At 74.4% G+C, this 22350-nt stretch carries 20 protein-coding genes; 14 read left to right on the top strand and 6 right to left on the bottom strand.

Going from position 1 to position 22350, the window contains the following annotated elements; translation table 11 throughout:
* Window positions 1–191 precede the first annotated feature (191 nt).
* From IE286_RS03170 to IE286_RS03150, 5 genes are all read left to right on the top strand, one after another.
* Complete coding sequence (locus tag IE286_RS03170) at window positions 192–1331, top strand: ABC transporter ATP-binding protein (RefSeq protein WP_189795022.1); 1140 nt, start codon at window positions 192–194, stop codon at window positions 1329–1331.
* On the top strand, window positions 1328–2044 hold the full coding sequence (locus IE286_RS03165; protein ID WP_189795021.1) for an ABC transporter permease: 717 nt from the start codon (window positions 1328–1330) through the stop codon (window positions 2042–2044). The genes IE286_RS03170 and IE286_RS03165 overlap by 4 nt, the downstream gene beginning before the upstream one ends.
* Window positions 2041–2718, top strand: a complete 678-nt coding sequence (locus IE286_RS03160) for an ABC transporter permease (protein ID WP_189795020.1) — start codon at window positions 2041–2043, stop codon at window positions 2716–2718. Before IE286_RS03165 ends, IE286_RS03160 begins: the two co-directional genes overlap by 4 nt.
* Before the next feature lie 148 nt (window positions 2719–2866).
* Window positions 2867–3826, top strand: coding sequence for an ABC transporter substrate-binding protein (locus tag IE286_RS03155; RefSeq protein WP_189795019.1), 960 nt, complete (start codon window positions 2867–2869; stop codon window positions 3824–3826).
* A 33-nt stretch (window positions 3827–3859) separates the two neighbouring features.
* Window positions 3860–4504 carry a hypothetical protein gene (locus IE286_RS03150; protein WP_189795018.1) on the top strand — a complete coding sequence of 215 codons (645 nt, stop codon included), beginning with the start codon at window positions 3860–3862 and terminating at the stop codon, window positions 4502–4504.
* Window positions 4505–4607: 103 nt separating this feature from the next.
* Here the strand turns inward: IE286_RS03150 and IE286_RS03145 are convergent, their stop codons facing one another.
* Together IE286_RS03145 and IE286_RS03140 are read right to left on the bottom strand one after the other, a co-directional pair.
* Entirely contained in the window at window positions 4608–5096 is a 489-nt protein-coding gene (locus IE286_RS03145) for a DUF6114 domain-containing protein (RefSeq protein ID WP_189795017.1), read from the bottom strand.
* A gap of 4 nt (window positions 5097–5100) precedes the next feature.
* Window positions 5101–5808 carry a DUF6230 family protein gene (locus tag IE286_RS03140; protein WP_189795016.1) on the bottom strand — a complete coding sequence of 236 codons (708 nt, stop codon included), beginning with the start codon at window positions 5806–5808 and terminating at the stop codon, window positions 5101–5103.
* Between IE286_RS03140 and IE286_RS03135 the strand changes: the two genes are divergently transcribed.
* From IE286_RS03135 to IE286_RS03110, 6 genes are all read left to right on the top strand, one after another.
* The gene (locus IE286_RS03135) at window positions 5807–5944 is read left to right on the top strand and encodes a hypothetical protein (RefSeq protein WP_189795015.1); all 138 of its coding nucleotides are present in this window, start codon (window positions 5807–5809) and stop codon (window positions 5942–5944) included. The two genes, IE286_RS03140 and IE286_RS03135, sit on opposite strands and share 2 nt — an antisense overlap.
* 477 nt (window positions 5945–6421) lie before the next feature.
* The gene (locus tag IE286_RS03130; RefSeq protein ID WP_189795014.1) at window positions 6422–7075 is read left to right on the top strand and encodes a Tat pathway signal sequence domain protein; all 654 of its coding nucleotides are present in this window, start codon (window positions 6422–6424) and stop codon (window positions 7073–7075) included.
* A gap of 240 nt (window positions 7076–7315) precedes the next feature.
* Window positions 7316–9520, top strand: coding sequence for a germacradienol/geosmin synthase Cyc2 (gene cyc2 / locus IE286_RS03125; RefSeq protein WP_189795013.1), 2205 nt, complete (start codon window positions 7316–7318; stop codon window positions 9518–9520).
* Between the two features lie 87 nt (window positions 9521–9607).
* Window positions 9608–10180, top strand: a complete 573-nt coding sequence (locus IE286_RS03120; protein ID WP_189795012.1) for a PDZ domain-containing protein — start codon at window positions 9608–9610, stop codon at window positions 10178–10180.
* Between the two features lie 246 nt (window positions 10181–10426).
* On the top strand, window positions 10427–11554 hold the full coding sequence (locus IE286_RS03115) for an aminopeptidase P family protein (RefSeq protein ID WP_189795011.1): 1128 nt from the start codon (window positions 10427–10429) through the stop codon (window positions 11552–11554).
* 44 nt (window positions 11555–11598) lie between these two features.
* Entirely contained in the window at window positions 11599–12534 is a 936-nt protein-coding gene (locus tag IE286_RS03110; protein WP_189795010.1) for an aminoglycoside phosphotransferase family protein, read from the top strand.
* A gap of 70 nt (window positions 12535–12604) precedes the next feature.
* On the opposite strand, the gene treZ is transcribed toward IE286_RS03110, so the two are convergent.
* Window positions 12605–14359 (bottom strand): malto-oligosyltrehalose trehalohydrolase, encoded by a 1755-nt coding sequence (gene treZ / locus IE286_RS03105; RefSeq protein ID WP_189795009.1) that lies wholly within the window; start codon window positions 14357–14359, stop codon window positions 12605–12607.
* Window positions 14360–14607: 248 nt separating this feature from the next.
* On the opposite strand from treZ, the gene IE286_RS03100 reads away from it, so the two are divergent.
* Entirely contained in the window at window positions 14608–15078 is a 471-nt protein-coding gene (locus IE286_RS03100) for an SSI family serine proteinase inhibitor (RefSeq protein ID WP_189795008.1), read from the top strand.
* A gap of 15 nt (window positions 15079–15093) precedes the next feature.
* Here IE286_RS03100 and IE286_RS03095 read toward each other — a convergent pair whose 3' ends face one another.
* Window positions 15094–16344 carry a M14 family zinc carboxypeptidase gene (locus IE286_RS03095; protein WP_189795007.1) on the bottom strand — a complete coding sequence of 417 codons (1251 nt, stop codon included), beginning with the start codon at window positions 16342–16344 and terminating at the stop codon, window positions 15094–15096.
* 108 nt (window positions 16345–16452) lie between these two features.
* Window positions 16453–18816: a malto-oligosyltrehalose synthase gene (gene treY / locus IE286_RS03090; protein WP_189795006.1), complete on the bottom strand. Its 2364-nt coding sequence runs from the start codon at window positions 18814–18816 to the stop codon at window positions 16453–16455.
* 394 nt (window positions 18817–19210) lie between these two features.
* On the opposite strand from treY, the gene IE286_RS03085 reads away from it, so the two are divergent.
* Both IE286_RS03085 and IE286_RS03080 read left to right on the top strand, forming a co-directional pair.
* On the top strand, window positions 19211–20449 hold the full coding sequence (locus IE286_RS03085) for a DUF5919 domain-containing protein (RefSeq protein WP_189795005.1): 1239 nt from the start codon (window positions 19211–19213) through the stop codon (window positions 20447–20449).
* A gap of 127 nt (window positions 20450–20576) precedes the next feature.
* Window positions 20577–21299 (top strand): 3'-5' exonuclease, encoded by a 723-nt coding sequence (locus IE286_RS03080; RefSeq protein WP_189795004.1) that lies wholly within the window; start codon window positions 20577–20579, stop codon window positions 21297–21299.
* 49 nt (window positions 21300–21348) lie between these two features.
* Here IE286_RS03080 and IE286_RS03075 read toward each other — a convergent pair whose 3' ends face one another.
* Window positions 21349–22215: a phosphotransferase enzyme family protein gene (locus IE286_RS03075; protein WP_189795003.1), complete on the bottom strand. Its 867-nt coding sequence runs from the start codon at window positions 22213–22215 to the stop codon at window positions 21349–21351.
* Window positions 22216–22350 lie beyond the last annotated feature (135 nt).

Genomic DNA, 22350 nt, shown 5'->3' with positions numbered 1-22350 from the left:
CCGACCCACGGGGCGGGCCCCTCGGGGCTCGCCCCGTCGCGCACCCGCCGCGTGCCGCACGCCCGCCCACGGGGCGGGACGCGCGGCCCTGCCGCCGCTGATGCGGCCGTCTAGACTCTCTGCGCGGCAGCCCGCGTGCACTGGCCGGGGAGCGGGCGGCCACTGCCAGACCCGAAGGGGTATACGGCGTCTTGATACGCATCGACACAGTCACCAAGCGGTACCCGGACGGTACCGTGGCGGTCGACCGCCTCTCGCTGGACATCCCGGACCGTTCGATCACCGTCCTGGTCGGGCCGTCCGGCTGCGGCAAGACCACCACGCTCCGCATGATCAACCGGATGGTGGAGCCCACCGAGGGCACCATCCTCCTCGACGGCGCCGACATCCGGGACCAGCCCGTCACCGCGCTGCGCCGCTCGATGGGATACGTCATCCAGAACGCCGGGCTGTTCCAGCACCGCACCGTCGTCGACAACATCGCCACCGTGCCCCGGCTGCTGGGCTGGAGCAAGCAGAAGGCCCGGGCGCGCGCGGCGGAGCTGATGGAACGCGTCGGCCTGGACGCGTCGCTGGCCAAGCGTTACCCCTACCAGCTCTCCGGCGGCCAGCAGCAGCGCGTCGGTGTGGCCCGGGCGCTCGCGGCCGATCCGCCGGTGCTGCTGATGGACGAGCCGTTCTCGGCCGTCGACCCGGTGGTGCGCAAGGGCCTGCAGGACGAACTGCTGCGGCTGCAGGAGGAACTCGGCAAGACGATCGTCTTCGTCACCCACGACATCGACGAGGCGGTCACACTCGGCACGATGGTCGCGGTGCTGCGCACCGGCGGACGGCTCGCCCAGTACGCGCCGCCCGCCGAACTGCTCAGCGCCCCCGCCGACGCCTTCGTGGAGGACTTTCTCGGCACCGACCGGGGCTTCCGCCGGCTGTCCTTCTTCGGCTCCGCGACGCTGCGGCTGCGCACCGCCCCGGTCGTCACCGCCGACGCCACCGCCGAGCAGATCGCGGCCGGCGCCGCCGAGGCGCCTTACGTGCTGGTCACCGACGCCGACGGCACGCCCCTCGGCTGGGCGGAACCGCGGGATCTGACGGCGGGCCGGATCGATCCCGCCCGGCTGCTGCCGCACGGCCGGCCCTTCGTCCACGGCACCGGGTCCCTGCGCGCCGCCCTCGACTGCGCGGTGCTCTCCCCGACCGGCTGGGCCGTCGCGGTGGACGAGGCCGGGCGCGCGGTCGGGGTCGTCTCGCAGCAGGCCATCGGCGAGGCGATCCGCGCCGCGCACGGCACGCACCGCGCCGAGGCCGCCGAAGAGGCCGGGGTCACCGGATGAACGGTTTCTTCGACATCCCGAGCGACCTGCAGCACAGCTGGTTCGGCCTGATCGGGCTGCATCTGCGCGAGGCCCTGCTGCCGGTGCTGGCCGGACTGCTCGCCGCCCTGCCCATCGCCCAGCTGTGCGTGCGCTTCCGCTGGCTGTACCCGCCCGTGCTGGGGGTGACCACGGTCTTCTACGCCATCCCGTCGCTGGCGTTCTTCGTCGTCCTCATCGACTACACCGGCCAGACCGAACTGACGGTGATGATCCCGCTGGCCGTCTACAGCCTGGTGGTGCTCGTCCCGGCGATCGTCGACGGCGTGCGCTCGGTGCCGCAGGAGACACTGGCCGCGGCCACCGCCCTGGGCCTCGGCCCGCTGCGGCGCTATCTGCAGGTGCAGCTGCCGATCGCGGTGCCCGCCATCGTCGCGGGTCTGCGGGTGGCCGCCGTCTCCAGCATCTCCCTGGTCAGCGTCGGCATGCTGATCGGCAATCAGGGCGCGCTCGGCAACCTGCTGCAGGACGCGCGCAACTACCACCGTCCCGAACTGGCGGTGAACTCCGTGGTGACCACGGCGGCGCTGGCCATCTGCGTGGACGCGGCCCTGGTCGGCGTCCGCCGGCTGCTGACCCCCTGGATGCCGCGCACCGCACGCCACGGCGGCCGGCCCTCCGCCGCCCGCCCGGCCGGTGCGGCCGCGCCCGAGGCGGAGGAGGCCGCCCGGTGAACGTCCTGCACTACATCGCCTCCTTCTTCGCAGACGCCGCCCACTGGCACGGCTACGACGGAATTCCCGCACGCCTGGCCGAACACGTCCGGTACTCCCTGCTGGCGCTCGCCCTCGCCACCGCCGTGGCGCTGCCGCTCGGGCTGCTCACCGGCCACTACGGGCGCGGCGGCAACGTCCTCGCCCTGGTCGCCACGGCCGGGCGGGCGCTGCCCAGCTTCGGCCTGCTGGTGCTGATGTTCATCCTGCTCGGCTTCGGCCTGGTCCCGGTGATGGTGCCGCTGGTGGTGCTCGCCCTGCCGCCGGTCCTGGTGACCACCTACGAGGCGATGCGCTCGGTCGATCCCTCGCCGGTGGACGCCGCCCGGGGCATGGGGATGGGGGAGGCCCGCGTGCTGTTCCAGGTGGAACTGCCCGTGGCGCTGCCGCTGATCCTCAGCGGGGTGCGCTCGGCGGCGATCCAGATCGTCTCCACCGCCACCATCGCCGCGTACGTCAGCTTCGGCGGGCTGGGCCGGTACATCGTCGACGGCCTCTACCAGCTCGACTACGAGAAGGTCGTGGGCGGTGCCGCACTGGTCGCCGCGCTGGCCCTGGTCACGCTGGGCGTGTTCTGGGCGGCGGGACGGTTCGCGGTCTCGCCCGGAGTGCGCCACGCGGGCCGCCGGACGTGACCGGTCCCGCGACGCGGCGACCGGCCGCCGGAAAGCTCTTGACCGACCGGGACATGGCTGGATTGGATCAGGACGCACGAGGTGCTCACCCCTCGTGCGTCCCTGCCCGTGTTCCGCTCCCCGCCTCCCTCGACCCTGGAACGCAGTTGTGACCTTTTCCGTGAAGAACCCCAGGCCGCTCAAGCGACGTGTCGGTGTGACGGCCGTCGCGCTCGCCGCGACGGCGGCCCTGCTGGCAGGATGCTCGTCCTCCGGAGACTCCTCCGGCAACCCGCTCACCGGCAAGAAGAGCAACGGCGGCACCGTGGTCGTGGGCTCCAACAACTTCCCCGAGAGCACCCTGCTCGCCGACCTGTACGGGGAGGCGCTGAAGGCCAAGGGCATCAAGGTCGCCTACAAGCCCAACATCGGCAGTCGGGAGACCACCTACAAGCTGATCAAGAACGGCTCCCTGACGATGCTCCCCGAGTACAACGGGGCGCTGCTGGCCTACCTCGACAAGAAGGCCGCCCCGACGTCGGTGGCGGACACCACGGCCGCGATCACCCAGCACCTCGACCCCGGGCTGACCCTGCTCAAGCCCTCTCCCGCCGAGGACAAGGACTCCGTCACCGTCAACCAGCAGACGGCACGGAAGTACCACCTCACCACCGAGTCCTCCATCGAGGACCTCAAGGACGTCGCGGGGGAGCTGGTCATCGGCGGCTCCCCGGAGTTCCAGACCCGGCAGCAGGGCCTGGTGGGCCTGGAGTCCGTGTACGGGCTGCGGTTCACGTCGTTCAAGGCGCTGGACGCCGGCGGCCCGCTGACCCAGACGGCGCTGCGGAAGAACGTCGTGCAGGTGGCGGACCTGTTCACCACGGACCCGACCATCGCCGAGGAGAAGTTCGTCACCCTGCGGGACACCAAGAACCTCTTCGGGTTCCAGAACGTCCAGCCCCTGGTCCGCAAGGGCGCCCTGTCGCAGCAGGGCGTCGACGCGCTCGACGCCGTCTCCGCCGAGCTCGACACCGCGACCCTGCTGGATCTGAACAAGCAGGTGCAGCTGCAGAAGAAGGACCCGCTGCAGGTGGCGCGGGCCTGGCTGAAGTCGGCGGGACTGAGCTGACCTGACGTCATATGCACGCGGCAGGAGCAACGCATGGCGACACGCGCGGTACGGCGCAGGGCACGGAAGATCCTGGGGCGGGACCCGGTGGCTCTGGTGTGGTGCGAGCTGCCCCGGCGCATCCCCCGGCCGCCGAAGGACGTCCACCGGGCGGCGGGAGGCGGACGGCTGACGTCGGGGCACCACTGGCTGGTGTACGTCGGCGCCGTCGTCTTCTGCGTCGTGGTCGTGCCCTGGATGCTGATCGACATGTTCCTGGACCGGCTGGCGGGCACCGGCGAGCGCAGCACCCGGCAGGCGTCCGGTGGCAGCACGTCCTCGCCCCGGCGGACCGAGGCGCCCTTCTTCGACGGTGACTGGACCCTGACCGCCGGTCAGCTGCTGCTGCGCTGGTACAGCCAGTCGCCCAGCCGCAAACGGCTGGTGCTGCTGACCGAGGACGAGGTGTGCCTGGCCGCCTCGCCGCGCCGCCGGCTGTCCCCGACGAAGGCGGGCGACTTCGACGTCGTGGCGCGGTTCCCGGCGGACCAGGCACGCATCGAGGGCGAGTCGGGGCAGCCGCGCGGTTTCGCCACCTTCCGGCTGTGCTTCGCCGACGGCTCCTGGCTGGAGGCCGGACGGCTGGGCGAGCCGGAGGACGCGGACCACTTCCTGCGCACGGTGCCCGACCCGGCGTGAGGACGCCCCGTGCCGGTGGTGGTGGCGAGGACGCCCCTCGTGCCACCACCGGCACGCGGCCATGGGGCCGGGCGCGCCTGCCTCCGCCCGGCCTGACGGCGTCTCACGCCCATTCGGTGCCGGCCGCCGCCTTCCGCTCCCGTGCTGCCCGTGCGGCCCGTTCCTGCCGGCGCCGCTGCCGCCGGACGCGCCGGGGCTCCTGGTCGGGCAGCCAGCCGAAGGCCAGGCAGCAGCCGGCGGCCCCGAGGAGCAGCCCCACGAAGAAGCCGCCCAGGTTCGAGGTGATCCAGGTGCCCAGGGTCAGCAGGATGCCGGTGAGCGAGTAGAACAGGCGCTGGGCGGGGTTGAACAGGATCAGCAGACCGCACAGCACCATCAGCGCGGGCAGCAGATACCCGGCCACCCCCTGCATCCCGACGTGCAGGACGACCTTCAGGGACGCCTTCTCGGTGAGCAGGATCTCCGCCCCGCCCAGGGTGAGCAGCAGCCCGCCCCAGAAGGGGCGGCGGGAGCGCCACCGGCGGAAGGCGGCCCGTGGCCCCGGCCGGCGCGTGCCCGGCCGTGCCGGGACCGTGTGCGTGTCGTGCGTCATCGGTTCAGCAGCCCGTGTCGCTGAAGCGCAGCCTCAGGCCCGGCAGCTTGAACACGCCCGCCGTGGTGGCGTAGTTGGTCTGCCGCAGGTTGGCGATGTGCACCGTGTCGGCCTGCTGGCTGAACACGCCCTTGGGGCCCTGGACCCCGGCCTTGGTGAGGGTGCTGGCGTCGTTGCCGATCTCGATCTTGTTGAACGCGGCGTCGCCCGACAGCTCGGTCGAGTCGGTCGTCAGGTCGGTCGCCTGCACCTTCTTCGCCCCGCCGCCGGCGGTGATCAGCAGGTTGGTGCCGCCCAGGTCCACGCTCTGGCACAGCTTGGTCAGCGTGGCGTTCTTGATCGCCGAGGTCACCACGAGCACCTGCCCGCCGGTGTCGCCCGCGTTGGGGCTGTCCTCGGCCATGTTGTCCAGGGAGCCGAACTGCTCGAAGCCGGTGCCGTTCAGCTCGGTCGCCGTGACGGTGAAGGGCATGCCGGAGATGGCGAACTGCACGCCCAGCGCGCCCTCGGCGGTGAGGATCGCCAGGCCCGCGGCGGCGAGGGCGGCGGGCACCGCCATCACAGCGGCGCGGCGCAGCCGGACCCGGCCGCGTCGTTCCGTGCCGCCGGCGGCGGGGGGTGCGGCTGCCGCGGAGGTGTCGCCGGCGGCAGCGCTGTGCGGGTGGTCGGGGGTGTGGTCGGCGGACGGGGGGAGGTCCGAGGACGAGGCCATGTCTGCTCCCGTGTACGTGTGGCTGCTCGTGGAGTTCAGCGGCCCGTTGCCCTGGCGCGGACAGCGGCTGCGGCGCACCGGCGGATGGAGCGACACCTTCCGCGGGTACGGGAGATGTCCGGTTACGCGGCAGTAGGTGTCCAGGAAGTTACCGGTGGTTACAGTCACGGGTCAAGGGATCTGTGAAAGAAAGGTGTTCGCCGTGTGGTGCCGGGGTCAGCGCGGCGCCGCCGGTGCGGCATTCCACTCCCGCGGTGCGCCGCTGACCGGGGCCGGAGCGCCGGCACAGCGGGGTGCGAGCCGCCTCGGGTGGCACGGCTCACTTCTCAACTTCCGTACGGCGCATTGACGTTGACGACGCGGCGGGTCTACAAAGTGGCTGACTCGACCGCGGATCCGTGGCGCCGGATCCGCCCGCGCGGCGCACCGGCCGCGCTTCGTTCACGCATCGTTCCACCCCGGCGGTTCTTCCCGGCGTCTTCACGTCTTCTTCACGGCCGGACGGTCGAACCTGCCGGACAGGGCGCTGCCCGGCGCGTTCGCAGGGCGCCGGAACGCCGTCAGGGCGCGCCGTCATCTTCGCACTCCCCCCACTCAGAAGCGAGGTATCCGCATGCGTACGCGTTCCGTCCTCACCCTGGCCGCCGCCGTCGCCGCGCTGTCGCTCCCGGCGGTCGCCCCCGCCTCCGCCGCCGACTCCGCGGTGCTCACCACCGGCGGCACCGGTGGCACAGCGGTCGCGGTCGGCGACCAGCTCACGGCCTCGCTGAAGGCCGGCACCAGCGCCACGCTCTACTCCAGCGCGTCCGGCAGCAGCGGTGTGGCCTGCACCTCGTCCACCTTCACCGCCACCGTCACCGACAACCCGGCGGCCCCGGGCACGGCGAGGGAGTCGGTGACCGGGCACACCTTCGACCCGAGCAGCTGCACCAGCAACGTCGTCGGCGTGCTCGGCGTCAACAGCATCCGGATCGACAACCTGCCCTACGACGCCACCGTGACCTCCGACGGCACCCTCACCGTCACCCCGCCCGCCGGCTCGGTCATCCAGACCACGGTCCAGCTGCGCACCCTGCTCGGCAGCGTCACCTGCGTCTACCGGGCGCCCCAGCTGACCGGCAAGGCCGACAACGCCGACAACAGCATCACCTTCACCAACCAGCAGTTCACCAAGGCGTCCGGGTCGTCGCTGTGCTTCTCCAACGGCTACTTCACCGCCCGGTACGCCCCGGTGACCGACGGCGGTTCCGCCGTGTTCGTCAACTGACCGCGACCGCCGCCCGCGCCGGCCGGACCGCGGCTTCCCCGGCCGGCACGGGCGGCGGCGCACCCACCGGTGACAAGAGGCGCGCGCACGCTCGCACGCCTGGCACCGAGCCGCCGCGCCCCGGCGCACGACGGGCTCCGCCGTGCGCCGACACGCGGTGGACGGCCCGCCGTTCACGCGATGGTGTGATCGAATACCGGCCGGAGGATGGCCGCACGGTGCCCCGGGTAGGCCCCGGCCATGACGCAGCAGCCGTTCGAGCTCCCCGCCTTCTACCTGCCGCACCCCGCGCGGCTGAACCCGCACGTCGACGAGGCCCGCGCCCACTCGACACGCTGGGCCCGCGAGACGGGCATGCTGGACGGCTCCGGGATCTGGACACGGGCCGACCTCGACGCGCACGACTACGGCCTGCTCTGCGCGTACACCCACCCCGACTGCGACGCGGACGCCCTGTCGCTGATCACGGACTGGTACGTGTGGGTCTTCTTCTTCGACGACCACTTCCTCGAGATCTTCAAACGCACCCAGGACCGCGCCGGCGGCAAGGCCCACCTGGACCGGCTGCCCCTGTTCATGCCGCTCGACCCGGCCGCCGCCGTCCCCGGCCCCGAGAACCCGGTGGAGGCCGGGCTCGCCGACCTGTGGGCGCGCACGGTGCCGGCGATGTCGGAGAACTGGCGCCGCCGGTTCGCCCGGGCCACCGAGCACCTGCTCAACGAGTCCCTGTGGGAGCTGTCCAACATCAACGAGGGGCGCATCGCCAACCCCGTCGAGTACATCGAGATGCGCCGCAAGGTCGGCGGCGCCCCCTGGTCGGCCGGGCTCGTGGAGTACGCCACCGCCGAGGTGCCCGCCGAGGTCGCCGGGACCCGGCCGCTGAGGGTGCTCATGGAGACGTTCTCCGACGCCGTGCACCTGCGCAACGACCTGTTCTCCTACCAGCGCGAGGTCGAGGAGGAGGGCGAGCTGAGCAACGGCGTGCTCGTCCTGGAGCACTTCTTCGGCTGCACCACCCAGGAGGCCGCCGACCTCGTCAACGACGTCCTCACCTCCCGGCTGCACCAGTTCGAGCACACCGCCTTCACCGAGGTCCCCGCGCTCGCCGCGGACAAGGGCCTGACCCCGGACCGGCTCGCCGCGGTGGCCGCCTACACCAAGGGCCTGCAGGACTGGCAGTCCGGCGGCCACGAATGGCACATGCGCTCCGGCCGGTACATGAACGAAAAGGCCCGCCCCGGCACACCCTGGCAGCGGCTCACCGGCCTCGGTACGGCCGGCACCGACGTGCGCGCCCTGACGGCGGGCACGGGCGGCCTCGCCGGCACATCCGCACCGTCGAGGCAGTGGGAACGGAGGCTGCGCGCCTGCACGCATGTGCCGTTCCAGAAGGTCGGCCCCTCCCGCATCCCCGAGCTGTACATGCCCTTCCCGTGCCGGCTCAGCGAGCACCTCGGCACCGCCCGGAACCACCTCACCGACTGGTGCCGCCGCATGGGCCTGCTCACCGAGGGTGTGTGGGACGAGGACAAGCTCGCCTCCTGCGACCTCGCCGTGTGCGCCGCCGGCCTCGACCCCGACGCCACGCCCGAGGCACTCGACCTCAGCACCCAGTGGCTCGCCTGGGGCACCTACGCCGACGACTACTACCCGCTGGTCCACGGCCACCGCCGCGACCTCGCCGGGGCCCGGATCACCACCGCCCGCCTGTCCGGCTGCATGCCCCTCGACGGCGAGGAGGCCACCGTCCCCGCCAACGCCATGGAACGCGGCCTGAGCGACCTGTGGGCGCGCACCACCGCCACGATGACCCCCGAGCAGAGCCGCAGCCTCAAACAGGCCGTCGACCGCATGACCGAGAGCTGGCTGTGGGAGCTGTCCAACCAGCTGCAGAACCGCATCCCCGACCCCGTCGACTACCTGGAGATGCGCCGTGCCACCTTCGGCGCCGACCTCACCCTCCACCTGTGCCGGGCGGGTCGCGGCCCCGCGATCCCGCCCGAGGTCTACCGCAGCGGCCCGGTCCGCTCCCTGGAGAACGCGGCCGTGGACTACGCCTGCCTGCTGAACGACGTCTTCTCGTACCAGAAGGAGATCGAGTACGAGGGCGAGATCCACAACGCGATCCTCGTCGTGCAGAACTTCTTCGGTATCGGCTACCCGGCGGCCCTCGGCGTCGTCCACGATCTGATGACCCAGCGCATGCGGCAGTTCGAGCACGTGATCGCGCACGAACTCCCGGTCGTCGCCGAGGACTTCGAGCTGTCCGGGCAGGCCCGCGCCGCCCTGGACGGCTATGTCGGCGACCTGCGCAACTATGTGGCGGCCATCCTCAACTGGCACCGCTCGGTCGACCGTTACCGGGCCGAGTGGCTGGCCGGCCGGATCCACACCTTCCTCCCGGGCCGCCCGCCCGCCCTCGCCCTGCCGGCCGCCGCCGGCTGAACAGGACCGCTCCCGGCTCGCACGGCGGCGGGAGCGGCAGCAGGAAGAACCACCCGGAGACCATCCGGAGACCGAGACAAGGACCCGATGGAACGCACCGCGCTGCGCCCCCGGCCGCTGCCCGGCCGGGACCCCGCCGCCGACCGCCCGGACGAACAGGACACCGGGCAGCCTCCGCCCGCCGCCCGCCCCCGGCGGCTCACGTCCGCGCTGTGCGGGCTGTGCGCCGGCCTGGTGGTGCTGCTGGCAGGCGCCGGCGTGGGCGCCGCCGGGGCCGCGGTGGTCGGCCTGAGCCGTATTCCCGCACAGCAGCACCGGGCGGACGGACCGCCGGGGACGCCCGCCGCCTCCGGCCCGGCCTCCGCGGCGCCCCCGGCGCCCGCCGCGCACGACGCCCGCCCCGCCCTGGGCGTCGAGGCCGTGGACGACGACGCCGGCCCCGGCGCCCGGATCGTCGCCGTGCACGTCCCCGGCCCCGGCGCCCGGGCCGGCCTGACCGCCGGCGACGTCCTGCTGGCCTTCGACGGCACCCGGATCGACTCGGCGGCCGGCCTCGCCCGGGCCGTGGCCCGGGCCCGCCCCGGCGAGCAGGTCGTCCTGACGGTGCGGCACCGGGGCGGGTACCGGCAGCTGACCGTCACGCCCGCCGTCGTCACCTGAGACCTCACCTGAGACGACAGCCCCCGCGCACCCTCCGGTGCGGCCCGCGCCGCCGGGTGCCCCCGCACGCGCAGCGGCGGCGCCACTACCATGGGTGCGGAAACCACCGGTCCCACGGACGTCCGGCAGGCCGGGACGCGACGGCGCGCCCTGCCGTCGTGCTCCGGGCCGACCGGCTCGCGCGGCCCCGCGCGGACGGGCAGCATGCTGCCCGTGGTCCACCCCGTCTCGCCCACGGAGGCCCGGATGACCGGTACCGCACCCGCGCCCTTCACGGCCGACGTCCACCGGGCCAGGATGGCGCGCGCCGCCGGGACGGCGGCCGAGGCCGGACTGGCCGGCCTGCTGGTGGCGCCGGGCCCCGACCTGGTGTGGCTCACCGGCTACGCACCCCCCGCGGAGACCGAACGGCTCACCCTGCTCGTCCTGGCCCCCGGACAGGACCCCGTCCTCGTCGTCCCCGCCCTGGAGGCGCCGGACGCCGCCCGCGCCGCCGGGGCCGGTGCCCTGACCCTGCGCGACTGGACCGACGGCAAGGACCCCTACGCGATCACCGCGGAGCTGCTCGAACCCCGCGGCACCTACGGCGTCAGCGACAACACCTGGGCCCTGCACCTGCTCGCCCTGCAGAAGGCGCTGCCGGACGTCTCCTGTGCCGCCCTCACCGAGGCGCTGCCGATGCTGCGCGCCGTGAAGGACCCCGCCGAGGTGGAGCTGCTGGCCGCCGCCGCGGCCGCCGCGGACGCCGCCTTCGAGGAGATCCGCACCATGCGCTTCTCGGGCCGCCGCGAGCGCGAGGTCGGCGCGGACCTCGCCGAGCTGCTGCGGCGCTTCGGGCACTCCCAGGTCGACTTCACCATCGTCGGTTCCGGCCCCAACGGCGCCAACCCGCACCACGAGACGGGCGACCGCGTCATCGAGCCCGGCGACATGGTGGTCCTCGACTTCGGCGGCCTGAAGGACGGCTACGGTTCCGACACCACCCGCACCGTGCACGTCGGCGAGCCCACCGAGGAGGAACGCCGGGTGCACGACGTGGTGCGCGCCGCCCAGCAGGCCGGGTTCGAGGCCGTACGGCCCGGCGCCGCCTGCCAGGACGTCGACCGGGCCGCCCGCGAGGTGATCACCGAGGCAGGGTACGGCGAGTACTTCATCCACCGCACCGGCCACGGCATCGGCGTCACCACCCACGAGCCGCCGTACATGATCGAGGGCGAGGAGCAGCCCCTCGTGCCCGGGATGTGCTTCTCCGTGGAACCCGGCATCTACCTGCCCGGCCGCTTCGGTGTCCGTATCGAGGACATCGTCACGGTCACCGAGGACGGCGGCCGCCGCCTCAACGACACCACCCGCGAGATGGTCCTGGTGGACTGACCGGCGGCAGCCCACACCCCCGACTGGAACGACACGGCGCACCGATGACCCAGGCACCGACACCCACCGCGGACAGCGTCCGCCGGCTGGCCCGCACCCTGCTGCAGAAGGCCGGCACCAGCACGACGAGCACGGACCCGGCCGCACCCGAGGTCCGGCCCGTCGACGCAGGCGGCGGACACTCCACCTGGTGGGTCGGCACCCGCCATGTGCTGCGCCTGGCCACCGACCGGGACGCCTCCCTGCGCCGCCGCCGCGAGATGCGGCTGCGCGACCTGGTCCGCCCCCACCTTCCCGTCGCCGTGCCGTCGGCGGTCGCGCACGGCGAATGGGCGCCCGGACTGACCTGCACCCTGGACACCCGGATCCCCGGCGGCACCGCCGACGAGCACGACGTGTCCGCCGTGGGCGAGGACGACCTGGCCGGACTGCTGGCCGGGCTGCGTCAGGTGCCCGTCCGCCAGGCCGAGGCCCTCGGCGTGCCCCGCCTGGCGCCCCGCTCCCTGGAGGCGCTGCGCCGCATGGCCGTGCACGCCGCCGAGACCCTCGGCAAGGCCGACGAGTTCGACCCGGCCCGCCTCGCCCAGCTCACCGCGCCCGCTGCGGCCCAGCTCACCGCGCAGCACGGCACCGCCGTCCTGGTCCACCACGCGCTGCGGGGCGAGCACGTGATGGTGAGCGGCGACGGCCGGGTCCGGGGCGTGCTCGACTGGACCGACGCGGTGGTCGGCGACCCCGCCGAGGACATCGCGGGGCTCGCCGTCGCCGTCGGCGCCCCGCCGGCCGTCCGTGCCGCGACGCTCGCCGGGTACGGTGCCCGCACCTGCCTGCGCGGCCTGTGGCTGGCCCGCTGCGAGACCGTCGTCCGTCTCGCGGACCGGCTCCAGGGCCGCGGCGACACCCCCCTGCCGCTGCTGCGCACCCAGCTGCGCCGCGCCTGGGAGGCGATCCTGATGGAACGGGTCGCCGACGTCCGCTAGGACGGCGGGGCCGAGGATGCCTGACACCCGTCCCGTCCCTGACTCCGGCGACCACCCGTCCCGCGGCCCGTCAGGGCTGCAGCAGCACCGCGCAGGACTGCCCGGGCAGATGCAGCAGCCCGTCTCCGCCGGGCGGCCGCACCGGGTCCCACGCGGCGAGCACCCGGGCCGGGCGGGACCCGAGCGGGACCGCCGCCGGACCGGTGCCGAGATTCACCGCCACCCGCACGTCCCCGCGCCGGAACGCCAGCCAGCGGGCCTGCTCGTCGAAGGCGACCCTGGTGTCGGCGAGATGGGGATCGGTGAGGTCCGGCTGCTCGTGCCGCAGGGCGATCAGCCGCCGGTACCACTCCAGCATCCGGGCGTGCGGCTCGCGCTCCCGCTCGGAGAAGTCCAGGCAGGAACGCTCCCGGGTGGCCGGGTCCTGCGGGTCGGGCACCTCCTCGGCCGTCCAGCCGTGCGCGGCGAACTCCCGGCGCCGGCCCTGCCTCACCGCCTCGGCCAGCTCCGGATCGGTGTGGTCGGTGAAGAACTGCCACGGTGTGCTCGCCGCCCACTCCTCGCCCATGAACAGCATCGGCGTGAACGGCGCGGTCAGTGTCAGCACGGCCGCGCAGGCCAGCAGCCCGGGGGAGTCCTTCAGCAGCAGCGACAGCCGCTCGCCCCGCGCCCGGTTGCCGATCTGGTCGTGGGTCTGGGCGTAGCCGAGCAGCCGGTGCGCGGGCACCCGGGTGCGGTCCAGCGGCCGGCCGTGCCGCCGGCCCCGGAAGCCGGAGTACGTGCCGTCGTGGAAGAAACCGCCGGTGAGGGTCTTGGCCAGCGCGGCGAGCGGAGCGCGCGCGAAGTCGGCGTAGTAGCCCTGCGACTCGCCGGTCAGGGCGGTGTGCAGGGCGTGATGGAAGTCGTCGTTCCACTGGGCGTGCAGCCCGAGGCCGCCCTCGGCGCGCGGGGTGATCAGCCGAGGGTCGTTCAGGTCCGACTCGGCGATCAGGAACAGCGGCCTTCCCATACGGGCGGCCAGGGCGTCCACCGCCGCGGACAGTTCCTCCAGGAAGTGCCGGGCCCGCGTGTCCACCAGCGCGTGCACCGCGTCCAGGCGCAGCCCGTCGATCCGGTAGTCGCGCAGCCACGCCAGCGCGCTGCCGATGAGGAAGTCGCGCACCTCGTCCGAGCCCGGCGCGTCCAGATTGACGGCCGCGCCCCACGGGGTGTGGTGGGTGTCGGTGAAGTACGGCCCGAAGCGCGGCAGGTGATTGCCCGACGGGCCCAGGTGGTTGTGCACCACGTCCAGCACCACGCCCAGACCCAGCTCGTGCGCCCGGTCCACGAACCGTTTCAGGCCGAGCGGCCCGCCGTACGGCTCGTGCACCGCCCACAGGGACACCCCCTCGTACCCCCAGCCGTGCCGGCCCGGGAACGGGCACACCGGCATCAGCTCCACATGGGTGACGCCCAAGTCCGCGAGCTGCTCCAGCCGTTCGGCGGCCGCGTCGAAGGTGCCCTCGCGGGTGAAGGTGCCCACGTGCAGCTCGTACAGCACCGCGCCCGGCAGCGGCCGCCCCGCCCAGCCGGTGCTGCGCCAGGCGTACCGCGCGTGGTCGACGACCGCGCTCGGCCCGTCCGGGCCGTCCGGCTGACGGCGCGAGCGCGGATCGGGCAGCACCGGTCCGTCGTCCAGCGCGAAGCCGTAGCGCGAGCCGTCCCGCGCGGCGGCCTCGCCGGTCCACCAGCCCGGGCGCTGCGGATCGGGTTCCAGCGCGTGCCGGGCGCCGTCGCACACGAGCGTCACCCGGCCTGCCTGCGGTGCCCACACCTCGAACTGCACGGACGGTTCCCTTTCGTTCGCCCACGGTGACGGAGTGCGTCCATCGTCCCCGACCGGCGATCGTCCGGCCGACGAACGGCGCTCTTCGGTCACCTCCGGTCCCCTTCCGTGCGTGGCGCGGACACCGGTGATCACCCGGACGGCGTCTGCGGCGCTCGCCCCGCCCGGCAGGGGACCGTACCCCCCGGGTGCTGCCGTTCGGACGAGTCCGGGTGGAGCCGGACGGGCAACGGGGCGATAAATCCGTCATGACCCATTACACCTCGGCGTCGACGACCCGGCTGCGACGCGTGACGACCACGGCGGCGGCCCTGCTCCTGGCCTGCGCGGCATCCGTCCCGGCGGCCCGCGCCGTGACGGGACCGGACACGGACCCGGCTCCCGCCGCCCACGGACGCACCGACGAGGGGAACGACTGGCTCTTCGTCACGGTCACCCGCGGCGACGCCCGCGCCGGCGACACCCGCGGCACACTGCTGCGCTGCGACCCGCCCCAGGGCCACCCCCACGCCGCCCAGGCCTGCGACCAGCTGCGCGCCGTGTCCGGCGACCTCACCGCCATCCCGCGCCGCGACGCGCTCTGCTCGATGATCTACGCGCCCGTGACCGCACGGGCCGAGGGCCGGTGGCAGGGGCGGACGGTCACGTACACGCAGACCTTCGCCAACGCCTGCGTGATGCGCGCCCGCACGGGTGAGATCTTCGCCCTGGACGAGTGATCAGCCGGCGGCCCCTCAGCCCGACAGCTCGCGGGCGTACCGCGCCGCCGCCAGCACCGTACGGCTCTGATGCTCCACCTGGTGCTCCACGGGCACCCAGCGGGCCCGGAAACGGCCGGCGAAGGCCGCACACCAGGCCGCCACGAGCCGTTCCAGGCCCGGTGCCGCCGGGTCGCCGGCCTGCCGCAGCACCCGCAGCAGCATCGCCGCGGCCCGCAGCGGCAGCCGGCGGCCGAAGGCCTCCACACTGCCCACGTACGCCATCGTGGTGTCGGCGGGCGGGGTGTGCACCCAGTCCGAGGCCAGGCCCGGCGCCAGCCGGAGCCCCCACTGCGCCGCCCGCAGCAGGGGCCCCTCGCGGTCCCGCAGCCGGGGCAGCGCCTCGGCGAGCACCAGCTCCACCCGGCGGGTGTCCCGCAGCAGCCGGGCGGCCAGCTTCCGGATCGCCGATGCCGGGTCCGGGTGCGGGGCCGGGTCGTCCACCAGGTCGCTCGCCCACATCGGCACCTCCACCACCGCGGTCAGCCCGCCGTAACGGTGGGCGTGGTACCAGGTGGAGTGCCGCGCGTCGTCGGGCATGCTCGGATACGCCAGATCCGTGCCGGGCTCCGGCATCACCCGCACCCCGGGGCCGGAGGCCGGCCAGCCGGCCGCGTCGCAGGCCCCCGTCTCGACCGGGATGCGCAGCTGGGCGGCGGACTTGCCGAACGGCTCCGCCAGACCCGGCACGTCACGGGTCAACTGAACCCAGCTGCCGCCCAGTTCGGTGCCGTGCAGGGTGACCTGCAGATAGGGGCGCACCGCGTCGATGACACCGAGCAGTGCGCGCGTCTCCGGCGGCAGCCGGTCGGGGGAGAGCACCGACGGCGACCACTCCGGCTGCTCGTCCCCGGCGGGCCGGAAGAACCCCAGGTGGTAGTCGAACAGGCTGCGCGGCGCCGGTGTGACGTGCAGACTCGCCCCGTCCGGGTCCGCGCACAGCAGGAAGTGCCAGGAGCTGTCCTCACGCAGCCGCCGGTCGCGCACCACACGGCCGGCGAGGGAGAGCAGAGTGGACCCGCCGGCCGGCTCGTTGGCGTGGGCACCGGCCACCACCAGCACCGCCCGCCGGGCGTGCCCCACGGACAGCAGATACAGCGGGCGGCCCGCGCGGGAGACACCGACCACGTCCAGGGTGCACAGCCCGGGCCGGTGCGCGGCCAGCGCGCGAGCAGCTGCGACCAGCTCGGGAACCCCGGGATAGCGCTGCTCCGGCACGGGACTCACCCCCGTACTCGTCCGCCCGGCCTCGCACCCCGAGTACCCCACGGACCGGGGCGGGTGTCAAGGCACGGGGCCGAGCATCCCCGGCGGGCCCCCGGCCGGCGCGGCGCCTCACGCCTCCGTCACGCGCTCCAGCAGGGCCACCGGCAGCGGGGAGAACAGCTCCGCCAGAGGCACCCGTCCGGTGAACGCGCGCCCGGGGGTCAGCACGTCGGCCCACCGGCCCGCCGGCAGCTCCAGACTCGTCCCGCCCCAGCCGCCGGACGTGGCCAGCCGCAGCGACAGCCGGGTCACCGCGGTGACCACCTGTCCGGAGCGGGCGAAGGCCGTGCAGTGGGCGGCCGCCGGACCCTCGGCGTACAGCGGGGTGTACGTGGCGCCGGTGCCGAACGCCTCCGGCCGGCGCGCCCGCAGCCGCAGCGCGGCCGCCGTCACCGCGGTCTTGGTGCCGGTGCGGGCCGGCGGGAGGTCCACCGGGCGCCGGTTGTCCGGGTCCACCAGGGCCCGGTACTCGCCCTCCGTGCCCTGGTAGAGGTCGGGCACCCCCGGCATGGTCAGGTGGAGCAATGCCGTGCCCAGCACGTTGGCCCGGATGTGCGGCTCCAGCGCGGCGCGGAAGGCGGCCATCCGCTCGCCCGGTGCCCCGCACGGCCCCTCGGCGACGTAGCGCTCCACCGCCTCCTCGTACGCCGGGTCCTGCTCGGTCCAGCTGGTGTGCAGGCCCGCCTCCCTGACGTGCTTCAGCAGCGCCGACGTCACCCGGCCGGGCTCGGCCGGCCCCAGCCCGAACACCGTCTGCCAGGCGGCCCACGCCGGCTGCGCGTCCGGCAGGTCCGCGGCGGGCCCGGCCACCTCGTCCAGCACCCGTGCCCACCGCCGCGGACACTCGGTCAGCACCGCCAGCGCGGCCCGTACATCGGCGCTGCGCTTGGTGTCGTGGGTGGTCACCACCGTCCCGGTGGCCGGCCAGTCGCGCTGGATGCGCGCGCAGTGGGTGTGGAAGTCCTCCGGGCTCACGGCCGGGTGCCCGGGGTCGCCGCCGACCTCGCAGGCCGACAGCAGCGGCACGTACCGGTAGTAGGCGGTGTCCTCCACGGACTTCGCCCGCAGCGCGGAGGCGGCCTGTGCGAAACGGGTGCGCAGCTCCACGGCGCCGGGCCCCTCGCCGGCACGGCCGAGCAGCAGGTCGCGCACCACGTCCACCGCCTCGGCCTCCTCGGGCACCGCGAAGGCCCGCCGGGCCTCGGCGGCGGCCTCCTCGGTGAGCACGGCGGCCGCGTCGGTGGAGGCGTAGGGGCGGTACACCTCCAGGCGGACCAGCAGCTCCTCCAGCGCGGTGCGCAGCGCCCAGGGTGCGCGGTCGCGCAGCGCGGGGTCGGGCGAGGCGGTGCACAGCCGGCTCGCCACGCGGGTCAGCCGGGCCGTCTCGGCGGCCAGCTCGTGCCGGATCACCTCAAGGGCCGCGCGGCGCACGGTGGCCGCCCAGTCGCCGCCGAGGTCGCCGTGCGGGGCAGCGAAACGCCGGTAATGGGCGGTGAGTTCCGCGGCGCCGTCCGGGTCGGTGAACAGGCCGTCGACATGGCGCAGGGCGTCGTAGCCGGTGGTGCCGGCCACGGGCCAGCCGGGCGGCAGCCGCTCGCCGTCGGCGAGAATCTTCTCCACGACCGTCCAGCGTCCGCCGGTCGCCGCGTGCAGCCGGGCGAGGTAGCCGTCCGGGTCGGCCAGGCCGTCGGGGTGGTCGACGCGCAGCCCGTCGATCACGCCCTCGCGCAGCAGCCGCAGGATCGTGGCGTGGGTGGCGTCGAAGACCTCCGGGTCCTCCACCCGCAGTGCGATCAGCTCGGAGACGGAGAAGAAGCGCCGGTAGTTCAGTTCGGTGCGGGCCAGCCGCCACCACACGGGCCGGTACCACTGGGCCTGGAGCAGCTCGGGCAGCGGCAGCCGTTCGGTGCCCGCGCGCAGCGGGAAGACGTGGTCGTGGTAGTGCAGCACGTCGCCGTCCACCTTCAGGGCGGCCAGCTCCCGGCCCACCGGCCGGCCGAGCACCGGCAGCAGCACCTTGCCGTCCTGGGCCTCCCAGTCGATGTCGAACCAGCGCGCGTACGGCGACGCGGGCCCCTCCCGCAGCACCTCCCACAGGGCGCGGTTGTGCCGGGGCGCCATGGCCATGTGGTTGGGCACGATGTCCACGATCAGGCCGAGCCCGTGCTCGCGCGCGGTGCGGGCCAGGGCGCGCAGACCCGCCTCGCCGCCGAGTTCGTCGCGCACCCGGGAGTGGTCGGTGACGTCGTAGCCGTGCCGGGAGCCGGGTACGGCCTGCAGGACGGGGGACAGGTGCAGGTGCGAGACGCCGAGCGAGGCCAGGTGGGGCACGGCGGCCTCGGCGGCCGCGAACGGGAACTCGGGCTGCAGCTGCAGCCGGTAGGTGGCGGTCGGCACGTCGGGGACGGGGCGCTCGGATGTCTCGGATGTCATGGAATGCTACGTACCCGCCCGGCCCGGCGCCGTGTCACCGGGCCGCCGGACCGGGCGCCCCGGTTCCCCGGCCGGAGGACGCAGGCCGGCACCGCCGTGCCCCTCGCCGAGGCACGGCCGGCCGCCGTACTGCCGGCCGCGGGGGCCGCCCCGGCGACGTGGTCGCCGTCCGCCCGGCAAGACGCCCGGCCGGCCCTGGTGACCCGCTGGTGACGACGGCCGCGGCTATGAATCATCTCACGTCCTGAGCCCGGGAAAGCCGCAGAACCGGCTCACAGACGGGGGAAGTTGGGAGAGGAGCGGTCCATCCGGCTGCACCGCGCGCCCCTCGCGGAGTACCCTTCCTTGATCGTTGGGACGGGGATGGCTCGGGGGATCGGAAGGCGGTGCACGGGTGGGCTCGGGAGGCCTGGAGCTGCCCCCTGGTGACGGCGGTCACGAGGGGAACTCCGCAGACGTCCCGCCCGGCGCGGTGTCCCTGGCCAGGCCGATGGACGCCGGGGCGATCGGCCCGGAGCTGGACTGGGACGCGGACGCCTGGCACGAGGTGCGCACGCGCGCTCAGCGCGCCGGCCGGGCCTACATCTGGCTGAACCTGGTCGAGCAGCGGCTGCGCGCCGTCGTGGCCGCGGTGCTGCGGCCGGTGTACGAGCCGGTGCACGGCGACGACTGGGTGGTCGCCGCCGCCGGCCCGGCCGGCCAGGAGTGGGTGCAGCGCGCCGTGGCGGTCCGCGAGGTCAGCCGTCGCAAGGGCTACCTGCTCGACCCTGCCGACGACAACGTCATCAGCTTCCTGACGCTGCCGCAGCTGCGCGAGCTGATGGTGCAGCACTGGCCGTGCTTCGAGCCGTACCTGGAGGAGCGCCGCGAGGTGGAGCTCGCCCTCGACGAGCTGGAGGTCGCCCGCAACGTCGTCTCCCGCAACCGGGCCCTGTCCGAGGCAGTGCTCGCCCAGGCCGAACGCGCCTCGGCACGGCTGCTGCAGATCCTCGGCATCGGCGGCGACGTCCCCTCGGCCCGGCGGCTGCCCGTCGACGCGGTGGAGGACCTGGTCGGTGACCGGTACGCGGACGTGGTCGCGGTGCACCCGGACCGGGTGCGGCTGCTGCGCCAGTTCCCGGCCGAGGACATCTTCGGCGGCGCCCGGCGGCTCGACGCCATGGGCATCGGCCTGAACCTGCTCGTGCAGAACTTCTCCGGCCGCCGTCTGGTGCGGCTGGCCGAGTCCGGCTGCCGGGTGCGGCTGCTGTTCCTGAACCCCGCCTCCAGCGCCGTCAAGCGGCGTGAGCGCGAACTCGGGCTCAAGCGGGGCGAGCTGAGCCGCTCGGTGGAGATGAACATCCTGCACATGCGCCGGGTGCGGTCCCGGCTGCGCGACCCGGGCGCCTTCGAGATCCAGGTCTACGACGAGACCCCGCGCGTGACGGCCTATCTGGTGGACAGCGACGGCTCCGACGGCGTCGCGGTGGTGCAGTCCTATCTGCGGCACAGCCGGGGCATGGAGGCGCCGGTGCTGGTGCTGCGGGGCGGCAGCAGGGTCGTCCGCTCGGGCGAGGCCGACGAGGGCGGGCTGTTCGCCACCTACCGCGAGGAGTTCGAGCTGATGTGGACGGATTCACGCCCGGTGTCCTGAAAAGGCGCTGAAAGATCCTCGCTGTCCGGTTCTCCGGCCGTGCGGAGCGGACGCGGTCCCCGGACTGTCAGTGGCGCATGCGATCGTGAGGAGCGCTGGGGGAAGCACCACCGAGAAGGGGGCCGCCATGGGCTGGCACCGGGAGCTGCTGATCGGCTTCGACCTGGAGACGACCGGGACGGATCCGTTCGAGGCGCGTATCGTCACCGCCGCCGTCGTCGAGGTCCGGGACGGGGAGATCGCGGGCCGCCGGGAGTGGCTGGCCGATCCGGGGGTGCCGATCCCGCCGGACGCCTCCGCCGTGCACGGCATCAGCGACGAGCGGGCCGCCGCCGAGGGCCTGCCCGCGGACCGGGTCGCCGACGCCGTCGCGGACGCGCTGACCGGGTACTGGGCGGCGGGCGTGCCGGTCGTGGCGTACAACGCCTCCTTCGACCTGACCCTGCTGGCCGCCGAACTGCGGCGGCACGGTCTGCCGTCGCTCGGCGACCGCATGGGCGGGGCAGCACCGGCCCCCGTCGTCGACCCGTACACCATCGACCGCCGGGTCGACCGCTACCGGCGCGGCAAGCGCACCCTGGAGGCGGTGTGCGCGGAGTACGGCGTCGTGCTGGAGACCGCCCACGACGCCGTCGCGGACGCGCTCGCGGCGGCCCGGCTGGCCCGCGCGATAGCCGGCCGCCACCCGAAGGTGGCGGCCCTCGGCCCGGCGGAGCTGCACCGCCGTCAGATCGAGTGGCACGCCGCCTGGGCGGCGGACTTCCAGAGCTTCCTGCGCCGCAAGGGCAACGCGGACGCGGTGGTGGACGGGGCCTGGCCGCTGCGCGAACCCGAGGGCACGCGCGTCTGACCCGGCCGGGAGCGGGACACGGCGCCGGCCGGGGAGCAGGACCGCCGGCTCAGAAGGGGTACCAGCGGATTGTGGCGTCCCTGTCGCGCAGGGACGCCACCCGGCGCTCGAACTCCGCCAGCGCCTTGGGGTTGCCCGGCGCGTGCTGGGCCACCCAGGCGCAGCTGGCGGTCTCGCGGGCGCCGCGCAGCACCGCACAGCCCTCCCACTCCCGCACGTCCCAGCCGTAGGTCTCGGTGAACGCGTCGTAGGCCTCGGCGGGCAGGCCGTAGCGGTCCCGGGACAGGGCCATCACCACCAGGTCGTGCTCGCGCAGGTCGGTGGAGAAGGTCTCCAGGTCCACCAGGACCGGCCCGTCGGGGCCGATGTGCACATTGCGCGGCAGCGCGTCGCCGTGGATGGGGCCCCGCGGCAGATGCGGGGTGAGCCGGGCGGCGGCCTGTGCGAAACCGTCGCGGCGCTCGCGCAGATACGCCGCGTCCGCCGGGTCGATCGCGTCGCCGGCGAGCCGCAGCCAGCGCTCCACGCCGCTGAGCAGGTCGCGCGGCGGCAGCGCGAAGCCGGGCTCGGGCAGGGCGTGGACGATCCGCAGCAGCCGGGCCAGATCCCGGGGTTCGGCGGGACGGACCGGGTCGGGCAGCCGGTGCCAGACGGTGACGGGGTGTCCGTCGACCAGCAGCGGCTCGGACTCGGCGGCGCGCACCGCGGGCACCTGGGCCTCGGCGAGCCAGCCGGCGATCCGCAGCTCGCGCCGTGCCCGCTCCACCAGTTCGGCGTCGCGGCGGCCCACCTTGACGACGACGTCGCCGGCGGCGAAGACCGCGTTCTCGCCCAGCGCGATCAGCCGTGCCTCGCCCGCCCGGCCGGGCAGTACGTCCGCCCGGGCCAGCAGCTCCCGCGCCCGCGCCTCGTCCATCCTCCGCCTCCGTGTCCGTCGTCGTGCCCTGCCGGGCGCGTCCGCTGTCTCGTTGCGACGGCCAGTGTCGCATCCGCCCTGGTGAGACCCACCGGCCGGGCGGCGGCACGGTCACGGGACGGCACGGTCACACCG

Source organism: Streptomyces thermodiastaticus (assembly GCF_014656135.1).
GTDB classification, from domain to species: domain Bacteria; phylum Actinomycetota; class Actinomycetes; order Streptomycetales; family Streptomycetaceae; genus Streptomyces; species Streptomyces thermodiastaticus.
The sequence above is the reverse complement of the archived record's forward strand: the minus strand, read 5'-3'. Positions and strand labels throughout refer to the sequence as shown.

Coding starts and splice junctions, on each gene's coding strand:
- IE286_RS03145 (WP_189795017.1), bottom strand. CDS start 5,096: ATGACGCACGACACGCACACGGTCCCGGCACGGCCGGGCACGCGCCGG.
- IE286_RS03150 (WP_189795018.1), top strand. CDS start 3,860: ATGGCGACACGCGCGGTACGGCGCAGGGCACGGAAGATCCTGGGGCGG.
- IE286_RS03130 (WP_189795014.1), top strand. CDS start 6,422: ATGCGTACGCGTTCCGTCCTCACCCTGGCCGCCGCCGTCGCCGCGCTG.
- IE286_RS03075 (WP_189795003.1), bottom strand. CDS start 22,215: ATGGACGAGGCGCGGGCGCGGGAGCTGCTGGCCCGGGCGGACGTACTG.
- IE286_RS03140 (WP_189795016.1), bottom strand. CDS start 5,808: ATGGCCTCGTCCTCGGACCTCCCCCCGTCCGCCGACCACACCCCCGAC.
- IE286_RS03135 (WP_189795015.1), top strand. CDS start 5,807: ATGTCTGCTCCCGTGTACGTGTGGCTGCTCGTGGAGTTCAGCGGCCCG.
- IE286_RS03165 (WP_189795021.1), top strand. CDS start 1,328: ATGAACGGTTTCTTCGACATCCCGAGCGACCTGCAGCACAGCTGGTTC.
- cyc2 (WP_189795013.1), top strand. CDS start 7,316: ATGACGCAGCAGCCGTTCGAGCTCCCCGCCTTCTACCTGCCGCACCCC.
- IE286_RS03080 (WP_189795004.1), top strand. CDS start 20,577: ATGGGCTGGCACCGGGAGCTGCTGATCGGCTTCGACCTGGAGACGACC.
- IE286_RS03100 (WP_189795008.1), top strand. CDS start 14,608: ATGACCCATTACACCTCGGCGTCGACGACCCGGCTGCGACGCGTGACG.
- IE286_RS03115 (WP_189795011.1), top strand. CDS start 10,427: ATGACCGGTACCGCACCCGCGCCCTTCACGGCCGACGTCCACCGGGCC.
- IE286_RS03110 (WP_189795010.1), top strand. CDS start 11,599: ATGACCCAGGCACCGACACCCACCGCGGACAGCGTCCGCCGGCTGGCC.
- treY (WP_189795006.1), bottom strand. CDS start 18,816: ATGACATCCGAGACATCCGAGCGCCCCGTCCCCGACGTGCCGACCGCC.
- IE286_RS03120 (WP_189795012.1), top strand. CDS start 9,608: ATGGAACGCACCGCGCTGCGCCCCCGGCCGCTGCCCGGCCGGGACCCC.